General features: G+C 64.7%; 17 protein-coding genes. 4 read left to right on the top strand and 13 right to left on the bottom strand.

Features of this window, described 5'->3' with window-relative positions; all coding sequences use genetic code 11:
* Window positions 1-65: 65 nt before the first annotated feature.
* Both ACQUQO_RS07100 and ACQUQO_RS07095 read right to left on the bottom strand, forming a co-directional pair.
* Window positions 66-881: an aldo/keto reductase gene (locus tag ACQUQO_RS07100; protein ID WP_435077270.1), complete on the bottom strand. Its 816-nt coding sequence runs from the start codon at window positions 879-881 to the stop codon at window positions 66-68.
* A 140-nt stretch (window positions 882-1,021) separates the two neighbouring features.
* Window positions 1,022-1,435 (bottom strand): universal stress protein, encoded by a 414-nt coding sequence (locus ACQUQO_RS07095; protein ID WP_435077269.1) that lies wholly within the window; start codon window positions 1,433-1,435, stop codon window positions 1,022-1,024.
* A 377-nt stretch (window positions 1,436-1,812) separates the two neighbouring features.
* Between ACQUQO_RS07095 and ACQUQO_RS07090 the strand changes: the two genes are divergently transcribed.
* Window positions 1,813-3,138, top strand: a complete 1,326-nt coding sequence (locus ACQUQO_RS07090) for an aspartate aminotransferase family protein (RefSeq protein ID WP_435077268.1) — start codon at window positions 1,813-1,815, stop codon at window positions 3,136-3,138.
* On the opposite strand, the gene ACQUQO_RS07085 is transcribed toward ACQUQO_RS07090, so the two are convergent.
* Both ACQUQO_RS07085 and ACQUQO_RS07080 read right to left on the bottom strand, forming a co-directional pair.
* Entirely contained in the window at window positions 3,139-3,630 is a 492-nt protein-coding gene (locus tag ACQUQO_RS07085) for an Lrp/AsnC family transcriptional regulator (protein ID WP_435077267.1), read from the bottom strand.
* 132 nt (window positions 3,631-3,762) lie between these two features.
* On the bottom strand, window positions 3,763-4,770 hold the full coding sequence (locus tag ACQUQO_RS07080; RefSeq protein ID WP_435077266.1) for an ornithine cyclodeaminase family protein: 1,008 nt from the start codon (window positions 4,768-4,770) through the stop codon (window positions 3,763-3,765).
* Between the two features lie 325 nt (window positions 4,771-5,095).
* Here ACQUQO_RS07080 and ACQUQO_RS07075 point away from each other — a divergent pair, with 325 nt between their 5' ends.
* Window positions 5,096-6,508, top strand: coding sequence for an APC family permease (locus ACQUQO_RS07075; RefSeq protein ID WP_435077265.1), 1,413 nt, complete (start codon window positions 5,096-5,098; stop codon window positions 6,506-6,508).
* A gap of 133 nt (window positions 6,509-6,641) precedes the next feature.
* On the opposite strand, the gene ACQUQO_RS07070 is transcribed toward ACQUQO_RS07075, so the two are convergent.
* The 8 genes from ACQUQO_RS07070 to ACQUQO_RS07035 form a co-directional block, all read right to left on the bottom strand.
* The gene (locus tag ACQUQO_RS07070) at window positions 6,642-7,670 is read right to left on the bottom strand and encodes a YeiH family protein (RefSeq protein ID WP_435077264.1); all 1,029 of its coding nucleotides are present in this window, start codon (window positions 7,668-7,670) and stop codon (window positions 6,642-6,644) included.
* A gap of 1 nt (window position 7,671) precedes the next feature.
* Complete coding sequence (locus ACQUQO_RS07065; RefSeq protein ID WP_435077263.1) at window positions 7,672-7,836, bottom strand: hypothetical protein; 165 nt, start codon at window positions 7,834-7,836, stop codon at window positions 7,672-7,674.
* 13 nt (window positions 7,837-7,849) lie between these two features.
* The gene (gene pta / locus ACQUQO_RS07060; RefSeq protein ID WP_435077262.1) at window positions 7,850-8,914 is read right to left on the bottom strand and encodes a phosphate acetyltransferase; all 1,065 of its coding nucleotides are present in this window, start codon (window positions 8,912-8,914) and stop codon (window positions 7,850-7,852) included.
* Window positions 8,915-8,959: 45 nt separating this feature from the next.
* Complete coding sequence (gene xsc / locus ACQUQO_RS07055) at window positions 8,960-10,747, bottom strand: sulfoacetaldehyde acetyltransferase (protein ID WP_435077261.1); 1,788 nt, start codon at window positions 10,745-10,747, stop codon at window positions 8,960-8,962.
* 220 nt (window positions 10,748-10,967) lie between these two features.
* Window positions 10,968-11,282 (bottom strand): hypothetical protein, encoded by a 315-nt coding sequence (locus tag ACQUQO_RS07050; protein ID WP_435077260.1) that lies wholly within the window; start codon window positions 11,280-11,282, stop codon window positions 10,968-10,970.
* On the bottom strand, window positions 11,242-11,592 hold the full coding sequence (locus ACQUQO_RS07045; RefSeq protein ID WP_435077259.1) for a nuclear transport factor 2 family protein: 351 nt from the start codon (window positions 11,590-11,592) through the stop codon (window positions 11,242-11,244). The genes ACQUQO_RS07050 and ACQUQO_RS07045 overlap by 41 nt, the downstream gene beginning before the upstream one ends.
* 49 nt (window positions 11,593-11,641) lie before the next feature.
* On the bottom strand, window positions 11,642-12,832 hold the full coding sequence (locus ACQUQO_RS07040; protein WP_435077258.1) for an MFS transporter: 1,191 nt from the start codon (window positions 12,830-12,832) through the stop codon (window positions 11,642-11,644).
* Window positions 12,833-12,898: 66 nt separating this feature from the next.
* Window positions 12,899-13,876: an aldo/keto reductase gene (locus ACQUQO_RS07035; protein WP_435077257.1), complete on the bottom strand. Its 978-nt coding sequence runs from the start codon at window positions 13,874-13,876 to the stop codon at window positions 12,899-12,901.
* Window positions 13,877-14,010: 134 nt separating this feature from the next.
* Here ACQUQO_RS07035 and ACQUQO_RS07030 point away from each other — a divergent pair, with 134 nt between their 5' ends.
* Complete coding sequence (locus tag ACQUQO_RS07030; RefSeq protein ID WP_435077256.1) at window positions 14,011-14,451, top strand: SRPBCC family protein; 441 nt, start codon at window positions 14,011-14,013, stop codon at window positions 14,449-14,451.
* Here the strand turns inward: ACQUQO_RS07030 and ACQUQO_RS07025 are convergent.
* On the bottom strand, window positions 14,441-14,674 hold the full coding sequence (locus tag ACQUQO_RS07025) for a transcriptional regulator (protein WP_435077255.1): 234 nt from the start codon (window positions 14,672-14,674) through the stop codon (window positions 14,441-14,443). The two genes, ACQUQO_RS07030 and ACQUQO_RS07025, sit on opposite strands and share 11 nt — an antisense overlap.
* Before the next feature lie 89 nt (window positions 14,675-14,763).
* Here ACQUQO_RS07025 and ACQUQO_RS07020 point away from each other — a divergent pair, with 89 nt between their 5' ends.
* Window positions 14,764-15,249, top strand: a complete 486-nt coding sequence (locus ACQUQO_RS07020) for an SRPBCC family protein (protein WP_435077254.1) — start codon at window positions 14,764-14,766, stop codon at window positions 15,247-15,249.
* Window positions 15,250-15,275: the final 26 nt, after the last annotated feature.

The following is a 15,275-nucleotide window of genomic DNA, read 5'->3' as shown; positions in this document are numbered from 1 at the left end:
ACACTCGAACAGCGTTGCCCGAAGCGTGCAGCGAGCGCGCTGTTGACATGCGTCCGAAACGCAGCTCAGAGGCCGATTCGCGCCGCGAGGTCCTCATCGATGCCACCGCCGATTTCGAAGAGGCGAGTCATCTCCTCGTCGGAGAGTTCGAAATCGAAGACGTCGGCGTTTCGCTCGATGTGGTCGGGGTTCGACGACCGGGGAATCGTCGCGACCATCGGCTGCTGGAGCAGCCATCGAATCGCGACCTGTCGAGCCGTCTTTCCGTGAGTGTCGGCGATGGCTTCGAGGGAGTCGTCGTCGAGGGCCGCGCCGAGTTTGAGCGGGCTGTAGGCGGTGAGCAGCACGTCCTCCTCGATGCACACGGGGAGGAGGTCGGGCTGGTGGGTGGCGAGGCTGTACTCGACTTGATTGGTGAGAATCGGTGCCGGCGAGTGTTCGATGGCGTTCCGTGTCTGCTCGACCGAGAAGTTCGAGACGCCGATGTGACGGACTGTCCCGTCATCGACGAGGTCGTTCATGGCGTCGAGGGTCTCCTCGTGGGGAACGTCCTGCTCGGGCGAATGGATGAGCAACAGGTCGACGTACTCCATGCCGAGTCGGTCGAGGCTGTCGTGGGTGGACTCGACGACCGCCGTCTCGTGACGATTGTTCCGCGATAGCTTCGTCGTCACGAACAGCTCCTCGCGCGCGACGTCGGCGTCGTCGACTGCATCCCCGACCGCGGACTCGCTGTCGTACATCTGTGCGGTATCGATGTGTCGATAGCCGGCCGCGAGCGCGGCCGTGATGGCCCGCCGCCGTTCCTCCTCGGAGTCCATGCCGGCAGTTCCGAACCCGAGCGCGGGGACGTCCACACCGTCGACGGTGACGTACTCCATGTGTTCGCCATCGACGGGCGTGACCAAACGGTTTGTGGAAGTCCTGACGCAAGCGGCGGCCGCTCATCATCGCGCTCGATAGCACCGATGGGGTTCGAAAGCCCTCCCGCTAGCACTGACTCGGCGGCAGACGGTGATGATTACATGATACTTACGACGGGCTGGTCGGCGTTCAGCAACACCGATTGCGTGACGCTGCCGAAGACCGCCTTCCCGGTCGGCGAGCGTTTGCGCTTGCCGACGACGATGTAGCGAGCGTCGTGTTCGTTCGCGTACCGGATAATCGCCTCGCTCGCCTTGCCGATGAGACCGATGGCCGTCGCGTCGGTTCCGGCGGCGGCCGTCGCCGCGACCCCCCGTGCGGCCTCCTCGCCGTCGTCGGCCTCCCGTGCGGTAGCCGTTTCGGCGACGGCGTCCTGTCTGACCTTCTTCGCTTCCATGCGACTGAGCACGTGAACGACGTGGACCTCCCCGTCGAAGGCGTCCGCGAGCGACTGCGCTTCCCGGACGACCCGTTCGCTCTGTTCGGATTCGCCCACTGCAGCGACGATCATTGTCGGCGGGGTTGCTGGCCGAGACGGTTATAAATTTCGAATCTCGTGATATTCGTCTGTCGAACTGTCGTGAGATGCTGTGCTGTGTGCCAAAGCGTCGCGCCGTCGTCGCAGCGCTGGCCCGCCTCACAGCCGTGGAACGCCCGGCTCGACCATCTCGACGTCCCACGTGTACCCGGTCGGTGGTCCAACTGCGAGCGATGGAGCATCACGCTCCCGCCCGCGCCGTCCCGACGGTGTTCGCGTCGCTTCATTATATTGTCGTTCTATACCGCTATTCTCGTTTAGGTTGTCTTTCTATCCTATTAAATCCCGAAAATCGAATCGAAGTTCAAATAAACCAGTATCTATAAATACCTAGCGGCCAATGAATGAGTATGGCCCAACACGAACAGATCAGCACGGGCGAAAGTGGCGTGCTCGCCCACTTCGGGCATATGGACGAGGAACCGATGACGATAACCGACGGCGACGGCGCGTACGTCCGTGACCAGCAGGGCGAGGAGTACCTCGATTTCACCTCACAGCTGTACTGTGTGAACGCGGGCCACAGCAACGACGCCATCACCGAGGCGATGGCCGAGCAACTCGACCGCGTACAGTACGTGTCCTCGGCGAAGAACAACGACGCACGCACCCAGCTCGCCGACGATTTGACCGAGGTCGCCCCACAGCCGCTCACGGACGTGTTCTTCTCGATTTCGGGCAGCGAGGCGAACGAAGCGGCGATGCAGATCGCCCGTGAGTATCAGGACGCCTCCACAGTACTGACCCGCTGGCGCTCGTATCACGGTGGCACGTACGCGACCGCCGGCGTCACGGGCGACCCCGCGATTCGCCTCCCGGTCGAATCGCACGCCTCGACCAGCGGCAATGTGAAGTTCCTGCCTCCCTTCGGGGGTGCCGACGCCGCCTTCGACGCCGATTCGCCCGAGGACCTCACCGAGCAATCGCTCGACCACCTCGAATACGTCATCCGCAATCAGGGACCGGACTCGATAGCCGCGCTCGTCACCGAAATCGTCGGCGGGTCCAGCGGGGCGTTCACCGCGCCACCGGGCTACTTCGAGGGCGTGCGCGACCTCTGTGATGAATACGATATTCTCCTGATTGCCGACGAGGTCATCACCGGCTTCGGCCGGTGTGGCGAGTGGTTCGGCAGCCATACCGAGGACCTCGAACCGGACATGATAACGTTCGCCAAGGGCGTGACGAGCGCGTACGCGCCGCTGGCGGGCGTGCTGATGCGCTCGACACTCGGCGATTCCCTCCGCGAGGACGCGATGGACATCGGCCAGACCTTCGCCGGCAACCCCGTCGCGTGTGCGGCCGGCAGCGCCGCCCTCGAAGAGTACGACGACCACCTCATCGACAACGTGCGAGAACTCTCGCCCGCGCTCGAAGAGCGCGTCGAGAGCCTCGCCGAGCACGATGTCGTCTGTGACGTGCGCGGCCGCGGCTTCCACTGGGCCGTCGAGTTCGCCGACCCGGAAACTGGTGAGCCGGTGGTCGACCCGCGCGTCGAGGACGGCTACAACCCCGTCGCGGACGTCCTCACCCGCACGCGCGAGAAGGGCGTCCTCATCGGCGGCGGTCGCCCGCTGATTCAGGTCATGCTCTCGCCGCCGTTTTGCATCGACGAGAACGACATCGAGAAGGCCGTCGGGGCGCTCGAAGAGTCAATCGAGGAGGTCTTCGAGTAATCACTCCTCGGTTTCGGCAATCGATTTGAGCGTGTCGAACTCGAAGTTCTTGAGCAATCGCGGCTCGTTTTTGATGGTCGAGATGACGAACATCGAGCGGGTGCGCATCACCTCGTCGATTGCCTCGAACTGCGCGATGAGGTCCTCGACCATCCCCTGATTGCCCAGTCTGGCGATGACGACGAAATCCGTCTCGCCCATCGTGAAGTAGACCTGATCCGCACCCTCGATGGCCGAGAGTTTCTCGCCGACGCGCTCGTGATACTCCTCGTCGTATTCGGCGATGACCTCGGCGATGATGGTGACGCCGAGTCCAACTTTTTCGTAGTCGATGTCGTAGAGGTCGTTCTCGATGACGCCCTCCTCGCGGAGGTTGTTCAGGCGGTAGTAAATCGTGGATTTCGGAATGTCCGTCTCCTCGTGAAGGCGGTCCGGGCTGCCCGTGCCGAGGTTCGCAATCGCCGAGAGGATTTTGATGTCACGTTCGTCCATACTTGAATGCGGTTGGGAGATACTCGACACATGTACTTAATCTCCCCCATTACGTATCGAAACGGGCACTCCCTCGCTTCGTCGAACCGCTCGCTGACATCGCTTCGAAAAGTCGCGGGGGCTGTGCGTTCGCTACGTGCCGACGAGGTCGAAGGCGTAGCCGGCTCCCTGCTCCTCGGCGGTCTCGTAGATCAGGCGGGCGGTCGCGACGTCCTGAATCGCCAGGCCTGTGGAATCGAAGACGGTGAGTCCGTCGGTCGGCGCGTCGCACGTCCTGCTGACGACTTCGCTCAGGTCGGCGTGGACATCCTCGCGAGCGAGGCGGCCCTCGGCGACGGCGACGTTTATCTCGCCACTGTGAGAACATTGCTCCCAGTCGTCGACGACGACGGCGGCGTCCTCGACGATGCGCGGGTCGAGTTCCTGTTTACCTTCCGCATCGGCCCCCATCGCGTTGATGTGCGTCCCGTCGTCGAGCCATTCGCGTTGCAGGATCGGTTCAGTCGAGGGAGTGGTGGTCGAGATCACGTCACAGCCAGCGACCTCTTCGGGTGTCCCCCCGACCACCTCGTCGGCGCGGTCGGCCTCCTGCTCACAGAGGTCCGTGACCGCCTGTTCATCGAGGTCGGTGACGACAACGCGGTCAAGGTCGACGATGCTCGCAATCGCTTCTAATTGTGCGCGCGCCTGTTCGCCCGCCCCGAGTAGTCCCAGCGTGCTCGCGTCCGACGGGGCGAGATGGCGGCTGGCGACGCCGCCGACCGCGCCGGTCCGATAGCGGGTGAGTTTCGTGCCGTCCATGATGGCCAGCGGGTAGGCCGTCTCCGGGTCGGAGTAGATGACGACGCCCATCACCGTCGGCAGGTCGTGTTTCTCGGGGTTGTCCGGGTGGACGTTCACCCACTTGATACCGGCCGCGTCGTCGACGTACGCCGGCATCGCCCGGAAGTCGCCATTCGTCTCGGGGAGGTCGACGTACGTTTTCGGCGGCATCACCGCATCGCCGGATTCGTAGGCGACGAAGGCGTCCTCGATGGCGTCGATGACGCCATCCATCTCGACGCACTCGTCGAGTTCGTCGCGGTCTATCATCAGCGTTCCCCGCTCGGTCACGTCCTCCTCGGTCGTGAGTATGCTCATGCGCATTTATCTAACTCTTCGAGTGTATCTTAAATCTTTCTATCTATAAAAAATCTCTATCGAAACTCAAATCGATATATCCTCATATTATTGCATATTCGTCGGCGGTCCTGTCTCGTGCCCCTCGGAGGCTTGTCGACTGTGAAACACGCTGGTCGATTCATCCCGCAAGCACACGGTTCATGAACGTTCGGCGACGACCCACGGCGGCCGCATCGGTCGATTGCGATGGAGTTCGTACATATCCAATGACAACCCTTGGTGTTGAAATTTATTTCAATTCTCTCCCGAAGCTTTGAAGTAGTTGCGAATGTTCTTCGGTAGCATGTCGAGAAGTACCACGGATGGGTCCCTGGAACGGGTCCTCTCGCGATGGCAGCTGTTCGCCATCGGGTTCGGCGCAATCGTCGGCTGGGGCTGGATCATCCAGATGGGGTACTGGATAGACGAGGCGGGTCCCTACGGGGCGATGGTCGCCTTCGCCATCGGCGGAGTCTTGGTATTGCTCGTCGCGCTCATCTACGGCGAACTCGTCTCGGCGATGCCCTTCGCGGGCGGCGAACACGTCTACACGCATCGGGCGTTCGGGCCGGTCGTCTCCTTCATCTGTAGCTGGTCGCTGTTGCTCGGCTACATGGGCGTCGTCGGTTTCCAATCCATCGCCATCGGCATCGGTTTCTCGTATCTCATCCCGGGCTTCGATGTCCTGAAACTCTGGACGTTCGCAGGCCAGACGGTCTATGGCTCGTGGGTCGCGGTCGGGTTCGTCGGCATCATCGCCATCACCTATATGAACTATCGTGGCGTGGAGATTACCGCCCAGGTACAGCTCATCCTCGCCACGGTCGTCGGTATCTCGGGCATCGCGCTCGTGACGGGTGCGCTCACGGTCGGACCGTCGGTGTCGAACGCGGCCTTCGGCGGCGCACCGGTCCTCGGTATCACGACCGTCGCCATCCAGGTCCCGATGCTGTTCGTCGGTTTCGACGTGATACCACAGGCCGCCGAGGAGGCCGACATGTCCTCGCGCTCGCTCGCGCTGGTGTTGCTCGCCGTCGTCGCTACTGTTGGGTTGTTCTACATCGTGAGCATCTGGGCGGCCGGCCAGGCCGTGCCGGCGGGCGCACTCGGCGACAGTCTCGTGCCGGCGGCGACCGCGATGAGCGCGGTGTTCAGCAGCACCGTCGCGGGCAAGCTGATGACGCTCGTCGGCATCGGCGCGCTGCTCACCAGTTGGAGCGCGTTCGTCATCGGCGCGAGCCGCGTCGTCTTCGCGATGGCCGACTCGGGACTCCTGCCGGAATCGCTCGCGACGGTCCATCCCGAGTACAACACGCCCTCGCGGGCAATCGTCCTCATCGGCGTGCTCTCGATGGCGGCCCCGTGGTTCGGCGCGAACTTCGTCAGTTCGATAATCAACGCCGACGTGATGTTCGGCATCGTGCTCGCGTGGTTCACCGTCGCGCTGTCGTTCGTGGCGCTTCGGTACAACGAACCGGAGCTGGAGCGGCCGTTCAAACTCCCCGGCGGCTACGCGTTCGGCATCGCCGCGATGGCCGTGACGCTGTTTTTCATCGCGCTCTACATGCCCGGCGCGCCCTCGGCGCTGCTCTGGCCGCGCGAGTGGATGATCGTCCTCGCGTGGGTCGTCCTCGGGGCGGTGCTGTTCGGTCTCTCCAGACGGACGACGACTGAGACCACCATCGAGGAGGCGGGACAGCCCTCTTCGGACCGATAGCATCGATACCTGTTCTGCGAAGTGCGGACGTAACGCGTAATCGACCGGAAGTGGACCGCGGAGTCCCTCGACTCTCGGATGGTCGCTCCCGAATGCGTGGCTGCCGATTGCGGTTCGACCGAATCGACCGCCCTCAAAACACGACGGAGACGAGGGTGAACATCACCGCACTCACAGTCACGAGATGGACGAGAACGACCAGAATCGGGCGGACACCCGTAGCGCGCATCTCGGCCAACCGGATATCGAAGCCGAGACCGGCGAACGCCAGTAGAAACAGCCAGTCCGAAAAGCGGCCGATGGAGTCCAACTGTGCGCCCGAGAGCACGCCGACGTTGGCGATTGCCACCACGAGGAGAAAGCCAACGAGGAACTTCGGGAACTCCGCCCAGAGATACCCGACCCGCGAGGTCGCCGCGAACTCTCCCGTGTCGCTCCGACGCCGTGCGTACCAGACCGAATAGGCCAGCGCCACGACGCCGATGAAGGCGTTGCGAACGAGTTTCGTGATGGTCGCCCACTGGCCAGCGACCGCCGAGTGGGCGAAGCCGGCCGCGGCCACCGGTCCCGTGCTGAACATGCTCAGTCCGGCCCAGACGCCGAAGGCCTTGCTCCCCATTCCCAGCAGGTCACCGACGACCGGGAAGACGGCGATGGTCACCGCATCGAACAGCAAAATCGTCGCGGCGGCGTAGGCGATCTGTTCCTCGTCGGCGTCGATGGTACCGGCGACGGCGACCGCCGCCGAGACGCCACAAATGCTCGACCCCGCCGCGAGCAGCGACCCCGTCTTCTCGCGCAGGCCGAACACGACCCGCGCAAGCGTTTCGAGATAGACCAGTCCGAACGCGACCGTGCACGTCACCAAGAGGATGATCGTCGGTCCGGCTCGGACCACCTGTGCGAACGTCAGCTCCGCACCCAACAGGACGATGCCCGTTTCGAGCAGCAGCTTGTGCAGACGGATGCCCGGTGCGACGACCGCCGGCGTTCCGAGCGTGTTGCCGAGCAGTACGCCACAGGCGATGGCAACGATGAGTGCGTTGATGCCCACTACTGCTGCGACGCCCGTGGCGGCAATCGCAACCGCGCCGAGAGCGAGCAGTCCCGGCACGTACTCGATGCCGGGGACGGTGTCGCTGAGGTGGCTTCGAATGGCCATCTCAGAGCGGGACCACCGGTATGAACTGAACGGCCACCAGAAGCACCCCGAACAGCGCGGCCTTCCAGCCACGGTCGAGCGCCGTCCAGCGGCTGAGTAGCGTCGCCCGCAGCCCTCGGTCGTTCGTGCACGTCTCGCCGTCCACATGTGTCGATGTCTCTGTCATGGATTTCGGAGATTCATTCAGGGTGTAGCGGTTCCTGTTCACGCCGGGCCAACAGCCCGCGTGTGAGGACCGTCCCCTTCGCCGAGGGGTCGCTCACTGCGGCGCGGGCGGCGGTAATCGTGACGATGTCGTATATATCGTCGGCACTTGCCCCACGTGAGAGGTCGCTCAGCGGCCGGGCGTAGCCCTGTAAGACCGGGCCGAGTGCCGTCGCGCCGGCGAGCCGCTCGGTGAGCTTGTAGGCGATGTTGCCGGCATTCAAATCCGGAAAGATAAGCACGTTCGCATCGCCCTCGACAAGCCCATCGGCGCTCTTGCGCTTGGCGACGCTCGGCATGAGTGCCGCGTCGGTCTGTAACTCGCCGTCGATGCAGAGCCCGTCCATCCGCTCGCGGGCGATTTCGGTCGCCCGCCTAACTTTGTCGACGGTCTCGTGGCTCGCGCTTCCCTTCGTCGAAAACGAGAGCATGGCGACTCGCGGCTCCCAGCCGAGGAGCTCCTCGGCGGTCGCGGCGGTCGCGAGCGCGATGTCCGCCAACTGCTCGTCGTCAGGGTCGATGTTTACCCCGCAGTCAGCATACAGCAGGGCTCCGTTCTCGCCGACAGTACTGTCCTCGAACGCCATCAGGAAGTAACTCGACGCGGTATCGACCAGCGGGTCCAATCCGACGATACCGTTCGCCGTCGCGACCACCTCGGCTGTCGGATGGGTCGCGCCCGCGACCAACCCCTCGGCCTCGCCGGTGCGCGCGAGCCACGCCCCAAATACCAGGTCATCATCGAGAACCCGTTTCGCAGCCGATATAGAAACGTCTCGTAGCGTGGCATATTCGGCAGCGTACTTCTCGATTTCCGTCTCGTTCGGGCGCTCGACGAACGTGAGCGGCTCCATCGACAGTCCGTGCTCGGCACACAGTCGCTCGGTTTCGGCGTCGGGACCCAGCAAGACTGGCTCGGCGATGCCGTCGCGTGCGGCCCTGACGGCCGCTTCGAGGACCCGAGCGTCGTGGGCTTCGGGGAGGACGATGCGCGGCGTCGCCGTCCGGGCTTGCTCGCGGAGTCGTGAAAGGAGGCTCATCGGTGGTGTCTGGTATCAGCAACGGTCGGTGACCGCCGGTGTGGTTCAGCCCTCGTAGTTGGCGTCGCCGGGCTGGCGGTACTTTTCGAGGACACGCTCGGGGTCGTCGAGCGCGTCGCGGCGGAACGGTTCGAGCAACTCTGTCCCGTCGGTCATGATCTCGATGACGGCGGGCTCGCCCGACTGGAGCGCGTCGGTCATCGCCGACCGGACGTTCTCGGGCTGTTCGACGCGCGTGCCGTGTGCACCCATGTCGCGGGCGATTTCGGCGAAGTCGGGGTTTTCGGGCAGGTCGGTGCCGACGAAGCGGTCGTTGTAGAACCAGTACTGGTTCTGCTTTTCGGCACCCCACTCCATGTTGTTGAACACGACCGCGACGGCCGGAATGTCCTCGCGGACGGCGGTCATGACCTCGTTGAGCGACTGCATGCCCCACGCGCCGTCGCCGACGAGCGCGACCGCGGGATCGTCGGGCCGGGCGACCTTCGCGCCGATGGCCGCGGGGTAGGCGAACCCGCAGTTGCCGTAGGTGCCGGCGGCGAGGAAGTTACCTGGGTTGTCGAACTCGAGGTAGGCGTTGGCCATCGAACAGGTGTTGCCGATGTCCGTTGCCACCATCGTGTTCTCGGGCAGGGCCTGTGCGACGTCCCAGAGCGCGCGCCGGGGGTGAATCGGGGTTTGGTCGGACTGGGACATCTCTTCGAGTTCGCCCTTCCAGTCGGCGTAGGCCTGTTCGATCTCCTCGACGCGGCCCTCGTCCGCGCCCGCAGAGGCATCGAGACCACTGGCGAGACCGCGAACGGTTTCGGCGGCATCGCCAACGAGACCGAGTTCGACGCGGGTGGTGCGGCCGATCTGGGAGGCGTCGGCGTCGATCTGGATGACGTCCGCATCCTCGGGGAACCAGTCCATCCCGTACTGGGGCAGGAGACCGAAGCCACTGAGGCGGCTGCCCACGGCGAGCACGCAGTCCGCTTCGGAGAGCGACTCCATCGCGGCCTTCGAGCCGCCGTAGCCGAGCGCGCCCACGGCAAGCGGATGGCTGATGGGGAAGCTATCGTTGTGCAGGTACGAATTCGCTACCGGGGCGTTCAACGCCTCGGCGAGGTCGGCGATCTCGTCGATGGCGTCCGAATAGATGGTGCCGAGACCCGAGATGATGGCCGGGCTGTCGGCTTCCGAGAGCATGGCCGCGGCGTCGCTCACCTTGTCGTCGTCGGCCGCGCCGATGCTCTCCTGGCGGTACTGGTTCGGCTGAAGGACATCGGTCTCGATCTCCCCATACAACTGGTCGCGGGCGAAGTCGATCTGGGTGGGACCCATCTCGGTCAGCGACTCGCGGTAGGCCGTCCGAACGTACTCGGCGATGCGGCTGTTGTCTTCGAGGCGACCCTGCCAGTCGACGCACTCGTCGAAGATCGACATGGTGTCCGCCTCCTGGAACCCGTCGGTGCCAATCGAGCCGGTGGTGGCTGCCGGCGAGAGCATGATGACAGGGGAATGGTTGAGCTGGGCGGCCTTGATGCCCGTGACCATGTTGGTGACGCCGGGACCGTTCTGGGCGACGCAAATGCCGGGTTCGCGGCCACAGAGCGCTTCGGCGTAACCGTCGGCCATGTGGGCGGCGTTCTGTTCGTGGCGCACGGGCAGGTAGCGGATGCCCGCCTGCGGCATGATGTCGAGGAAGTCCATGAACGCCGAGCCGACGATGCCGAACATCACGTCGGCGTCCTCGGCGACGAACTGTTCGAGCAGCGCCTCGCTCGGCGTCATCGTCTCTCCCTCGTGCAGCGGTGCGTTCTCGGGTACGGGTGGTTCTTGCTGTCGTGACATTGCGTTCGACCCACTTGCAGCCATATCTCGAAATGACTTATAACTTCTGGATTTTGGAAATCTATCGGAAGAATCTACAATAAAATGCTCCAGATTGGATATAGTGGGGTTGTTTGCGTCGAGAGTTGATTCGTCGCGGCTCGGATATTCCAGTCGGTCGGGGCGGCGGATGACTGGTGGGTCGTGCGTCGTATGGGGCCGGAACGCCGATTCGCGCCGCTCAGAGCGCCCGCTGGAGGAGCTGTTCGACGTCGTCGCGAGTCATACGCCGGGCGTTTCGCGAGAGCAACCGCTCCATGCCCAGCGTCCGCTCGGCCAGTTCGTCGATGCGGTCCTCGGTCACGCCGAACTCGGCGAGACCGTCGGCGATACCCACGTCGCGGCGCAGGTTCGCAACGGCCTCGCTCGCGTTCGACCGCCGAGTCGTGGGTACTGTCGCGACGCTCCCATGATCCCGGGCCTCGGCATCGTGGTTCCCGTCGGCGCGGTCGTTCTCAGACCTCGTCGCGGTCGGTGAAGGAATAGCGCCGCACAATCGCCCCGTCCTCGAACTCGTGGATGTCGGCGAACCCGAACCCGACCCGCTCGCCGCCCTGCCGGCCGCTGAACGTGCCCCGGACCGCTATCGTCTCACCGTCGACAACGACGTCATGTACCTCGTGGGACCCCTCGTCGAGCGGGCGGCCCTCCTCGTAGAAGGTTCGGAGCGCGTCGCGGCCGTCGATTGGGTCCTGCCCGGGGCGCTCGTAGCTCACGTCCTCGGCGAACAGCGCCACGAGGTCATCGTACCGTTCGGCATCGACGAGGTCGTAGTACCGCCGCACCACCGATTCGGGGTCGTCCATGGAGAGGACTACCGTCTCCAACGGAAAACCTTCTCGGGGCGACGCCGATTCAGGCCGACTCGCGGTCGCCGAAGAGCGTTGTCCGGGGAATATCGAGACGGACGAGCAGCGGCAGCGTCACGACCACGACGCCGGCTTCGAGCAGCGCTGCGGCGAGAAAGGCCGCGCCGAAGCCGAGGCTGTCGGCAATCGCGCCGCCGCCAACGGTCCCGACGAGAAAGCCGAGACTGCCGAAGACGTTGAACCCACCCATCGCCGTGCCCCGGTCGGTTGCGAGGTCGGTCACGAGCGCCATCGTCGCGGGGGCGACGAGCGCGCCCGCGATGCCCAACAGAACCATCGTCGCGCCAGCGATCTCGATTGTGGGGGCGAGATAGACCGCGAGCACCGCGCCGCCGTAGAGCACCGACCCGGCGACCACGGGCACGAGCCGGCCGATGCGGTCCGACAGCCGCCCCATCGGGTACTGGCCGAGCGCGAACGGCGCGAAAAAGAGTCCGAGCACGAGACCCGCCATGCCCGCATCGAGGTCGAACGTCTCCCTGAAGTAGAGCGTGCCGACGAGCGCGAAAAAGCCCGCCGTGAACCGGTCGGCGAAGCCGAACAGGTAGGGAAGCCCGAGCGCCGGTCGGTCGGCGAGTCCCGAGAGCGCCGCCCCGATGCCGCCCCGTCGGCTCTCCACGGCGCGGTCTTGCAGTCGGGCCGCGAGCAGCGCGACGAGACAGAGCAGGCCGGCGGCGACCACCAGCGGGACGAGCGGACCCACCGACGAGAGCTGGCCGCCGAGCGGCGCGCCCAGTGCCGTCCCCGAGCCGATGGCGATGCCCGCCGCGCCCATGTTCCGGCCGTGTCCGCCCCCCAAATCCATCAGCATCGTTATCGAAAGTGAAAACGCCCCGATGGTGAAGCTCCCCTCGATGAATCTGAGCGCGAGCATCGCCGTGAAACCGATGTCGGTGAACCACGCGAGCGCGACCAGGAGCGCGTAGCTCGCCACGCCGCCGAGCGCGCCCACGACGATGAAGGGGACGCGGCGGCCGGCGGCATCGCTCAGCGCACCCCAGACGCCCGCGAAGAGCACGAATCCCGCATATTCGGCCGCGAGAAACCACGTGCTCGCGTCGAGGGTCGTGTCCGCACCGAGGGCCGCCACGAGTTCCGGGACGCCCGGATAGAGCGCCACCTGTCCGAACAGCACGGCGAAGATCATCGCCGCGAGCGTGGCACGGTCGGTATTCACGGCGGTTCGTACGGTCGACAGGTGGATAAAGCGACTGGAACCCATCGCGTGGACGGTCGGCCGTGCCTACTCGTGACCGGAGACGGGCACTGGCCCGTAGGGTTCTTCGAGATATTCCATGTCGCTGTCGGATAGCGAGATGTCGAGCGCCGCGACGGCCTGTTCGAGGTGCTCGACGCTCGTCGTGCCGACGATGGGCGCATCGACCCACTCCTTGTGCAGCAGCCACGACAGCGAGATTTGGGCCATCGTGACGTCCTTCTCGTCGGCAAGCTCCTGGACACGCTCGTTGATTTCCCGGCCGCCGTCCGCGCGGTAGGGATGCTCGTAGAGGTGTTCCTCGCTCGCACCGCGGTCGGTCGCGTCGATGTCCTCGTGTGGACGGGTGAGATAGCCGCGCGCGAGCGGACTCCACGGCATAACGCCGATGCCCTCGTTCCCACAGAACGGCAGCATCTCACGTTCCTCCTCGCGGTAGACGAGATTGTAGTGGTTCTGCATCGTTACGAACCGTTCGAGGCTCTCCATCCGGCTCGTGTGTAGCGCGTCGGCGAACTGGTGTGCCCACATCGACGAGCCGCCGATGTAGCGGACCTTGCCGCGGCGCACCGCGTCGTCGAGCGCGCCGAGAGTCTCGTCGATTGGCGTGTCGTCGTCCCAGCGATGGGTCTGATAGAGGTCGATGGTGTCCATGCCCAGCCTGTCGAGGCTGTTATCGAGTTCCTGCTCGATGGCCTTTCGAGAGAGACCGCCGGCGTTGGGGTTCTCGTCGTCCATCGGGTGATAGACCTTCGTGGCGACGACGGGCCAATCGCGGTCGTAGCCCGCCAAGGCGTTGCCGAGCACGCGTTCGGACTCGCCGAGCGAGTACATGTTCGCCGTATCGAAGAAGTTGATGCCGAGGTCGATTGCGCGCTCGATGATTTCGTGGCTCGCCTCCTCTTCGAGTACCCAGTCACGCCACTCCGAACTGCCGAAACTCATACAGCCGAGACAGATGCGACTGACCTCCATCCCCGTGTCACCGAGGGTCGTATACTCCATGTCTGCCACTCGCCGGCCGCCGGGAAAAGTCACACCCTTGCCATCGAGGACGGCGCTATCGGCAGGATTCGGCCCGGAACCGTCCTCGCCGAACGACGCCGACAGTATATTCGCCTCGAACTCCGAAATGGACCATGACAGTCGCTATCGAACGCACGCCCGACGGCCGCCGACTCGTGGTTGCCCGCACCGTCGACGCCCCCGCCGAGACCGTCTGGTCGATACTGACCGACACCGCTCGCTGGCCGGAGTGGGGTCCCTCGGTAGCGGCCGTCGACTGTCCCGAGCGGTTCATCCAATCGGGGTCGCGTGGATACATCGAAACCGTGGGTCCCGGCACGTTTCTCGGTCCCGACCGGAGTGGATTGCGGGTTCCCTTTCGTATCACCACCTGTGCCGACTACCGGTGGACGTGGCGCGTCGCCGGCGTCCCGGCGACCGGTCACCGGGTCGAGTCTCGGGGAGAAAACTGTCGGGTGGCGTTCGAAATCCCGCTGCCTGCGGCGGCGTACGCACCCGTCTGTCGGCGGGCGCTCGTCGCCATCGGGCGCATCGTCCGCGACGCTACTGGGTGAGGAGTACGTCGCTGACGGGCCGGAGGTCCCCTTTCAACCCTGTGCCGTCGCAGTCGTCGTTCGCACAGGTATATCGCCAGCCGTCGGTGGTCGCATACCGCTCGGCGAAGCGCTCGCCGCATACCTCACAGACCAACTGTGCGTCCGAGCAGACGTCGCGGTGGAGTTCGAGTTCGAGGTCGCTCCCGAAGGTTCGTTTGCAGTTCCTGCAGGTCCGGGCCATACTTGCCGATTCTCAGCCGTGGGATATATGCGTGCCGCTTTTTCGCCCCGGTCCGCGGGAGTTTTGCCCGCCCGGAGCCAGATGGAGGTATGGCCACCTACGAGCGCGAGACGTACCTGCGCGCGCCCTTCGAGGACGTCTGGGAGTTCCATTCGGCAATCACGGGCCTGACGGCGGTCACGCCGCGGTTCATGAACCTCCGCGTGGAGGCCGCCCGCGGTCCGAACGGCGAGACCGATCCCGACGTCCTCGAAGAAGGGGCGGAAGTCGACCTCTCGATGCGGCCGTTCGGCGTCGGCCCACGACAGAGTTGGACCTCCCGCATCGTCGAGCGCCGGCGCGACGGCGATGCAGGGTTGTTCCGCGACGAGATGCGCGACGGCCCGTTCGAGCGCTGGGTCCACACCCACAGTTTCTACGCCGACGCCGGCGGCACGATACTCCGCGACCGCGTGGAGTATCGCCTTCCCTGTGGTGAGTTCGGTCGCCTCGCCGAACCGTTCGGTGACGTCGGTTTCGAGCCGATGTTTCGCTATCGCCACCGCGAGACCAAGCGCCGGCTCGAACGGCCGTGACGTTCGCCCGAATCGCACCGTGTTTA

Source organism: Halococcus sp. AFM35, assembly GCF_051195015.1.
Lineage (GTDB): Archaea > Halobacteriota > Halobacteria > Halobacteriales > Halococcaceae > Halococcus.
The sequence above is the reverse complement of the archived record's forward strand: the minus strand, read 5'-3'. Positions and strand labels throughout refer to the sequence as shown.

Coding starts and splice junctions, on each gene's coding strand:
- ACQUQO_RS07025 (WP_435077255.1), bottom strand. CDS start 14,674: ATGGCCCGGACCTGCAGGAACTGCAAACGAACCTTCGGGAGCGACCTC.
- xsc (WP_435077261.1), bottom strand. CDS start 10,747: ATGTCACGACAGCAAGAACCACCCGTACCCGAGAACGCACCGCTGCAC.
- ACQUQO_RS07070 (WP_435077264.1), bottom strand. CDS start 7,670: ATGGCCATTCGAAGCCACCTCAGCGACACCGTCCCCGGCATCGAGTAC.
- ACQUQO_RS07095 (WP_435077269.1), bottom strand. CDS start 1,435: ATGATCGTCGCTGCAGTGGGCGAATCCGAACAGAGCGAACGGGTCGTC.
- pta (WP_435077262.1), bottom strand. CDS start 8,914: ATGAGCCTCCTTTCACGACTCCGCGAGCAAGCCCGGACGGCGACGCCG.
- ACQUQO_RS07065 (WP_435077263.1), bottom strand. CDS start 7,836: ATGACAGAGACATCGACACATGTGGACGGCGAGACGTGCACGAACGAC.
- ACQUQO_RS07090 (WP_435077268.1), top strand. CDS start 1,813: ATGGCCCAACACGAACAGATCAGCACGGGCGAAAGTGGCGTGCTCGCC.
- ACQUQO_RS07080 (WP_435077266.1), bottom strand. CDS start 4,770: ATGAGCATACTCACGACCGAGGAGGACGTGACCGAGCGGGGAACGCTG.
- ACQUQO_RS07075 (WP_435077265.1), top strand. CDS start 5,096: ATGTCGAGAAGTACCACGGATGGGTCCCTGGAACGGGTCCTCTCGCGA.
- ACQUQO_RS07035 (WP_435077257.1), bottom strand. CDS start 13,876: ATGGAGTATACGACCCTCGGTGACACGGGGATGGAGGTCAGTCGCATC.
- ACQUQO_RS07085 (WP_435077267.1), bottom strand. CDS start 3,630: ATGGACGAACGTGACATCAAAATCCTCTCGGCGATTGCGAACCTCGGC.
- ACQUQO_RS07020 (WP_435077254.1), top strand. CDS start 14,764: ATGGCCACCTACGAGCGCGAGACGTACCTGCGCGCGCCCTTCGAGGAC.
- ACQUQO_RS07045 (WP_435077259.1), bottom strand. CDS start 11,592: ATGGACGACCCCGAATCGGTGGTGCGGCGGTACTACGACCTCGTCGAT.
- ACQUQO_RS07100 (WP_435077270.1), bottom strand. CDS start 881: ATGGAGTACGTCACCGTCGACGGTGTGGACGTCCCCGCGCTCGGGTTC.
- ACQUQO_RS07030 (WP_435077256.1), top strand. CDS start 14,011: ATGACAGTCGCTATCGAACGCACGCCCGACGGCCGCCGACTCGTGGTT.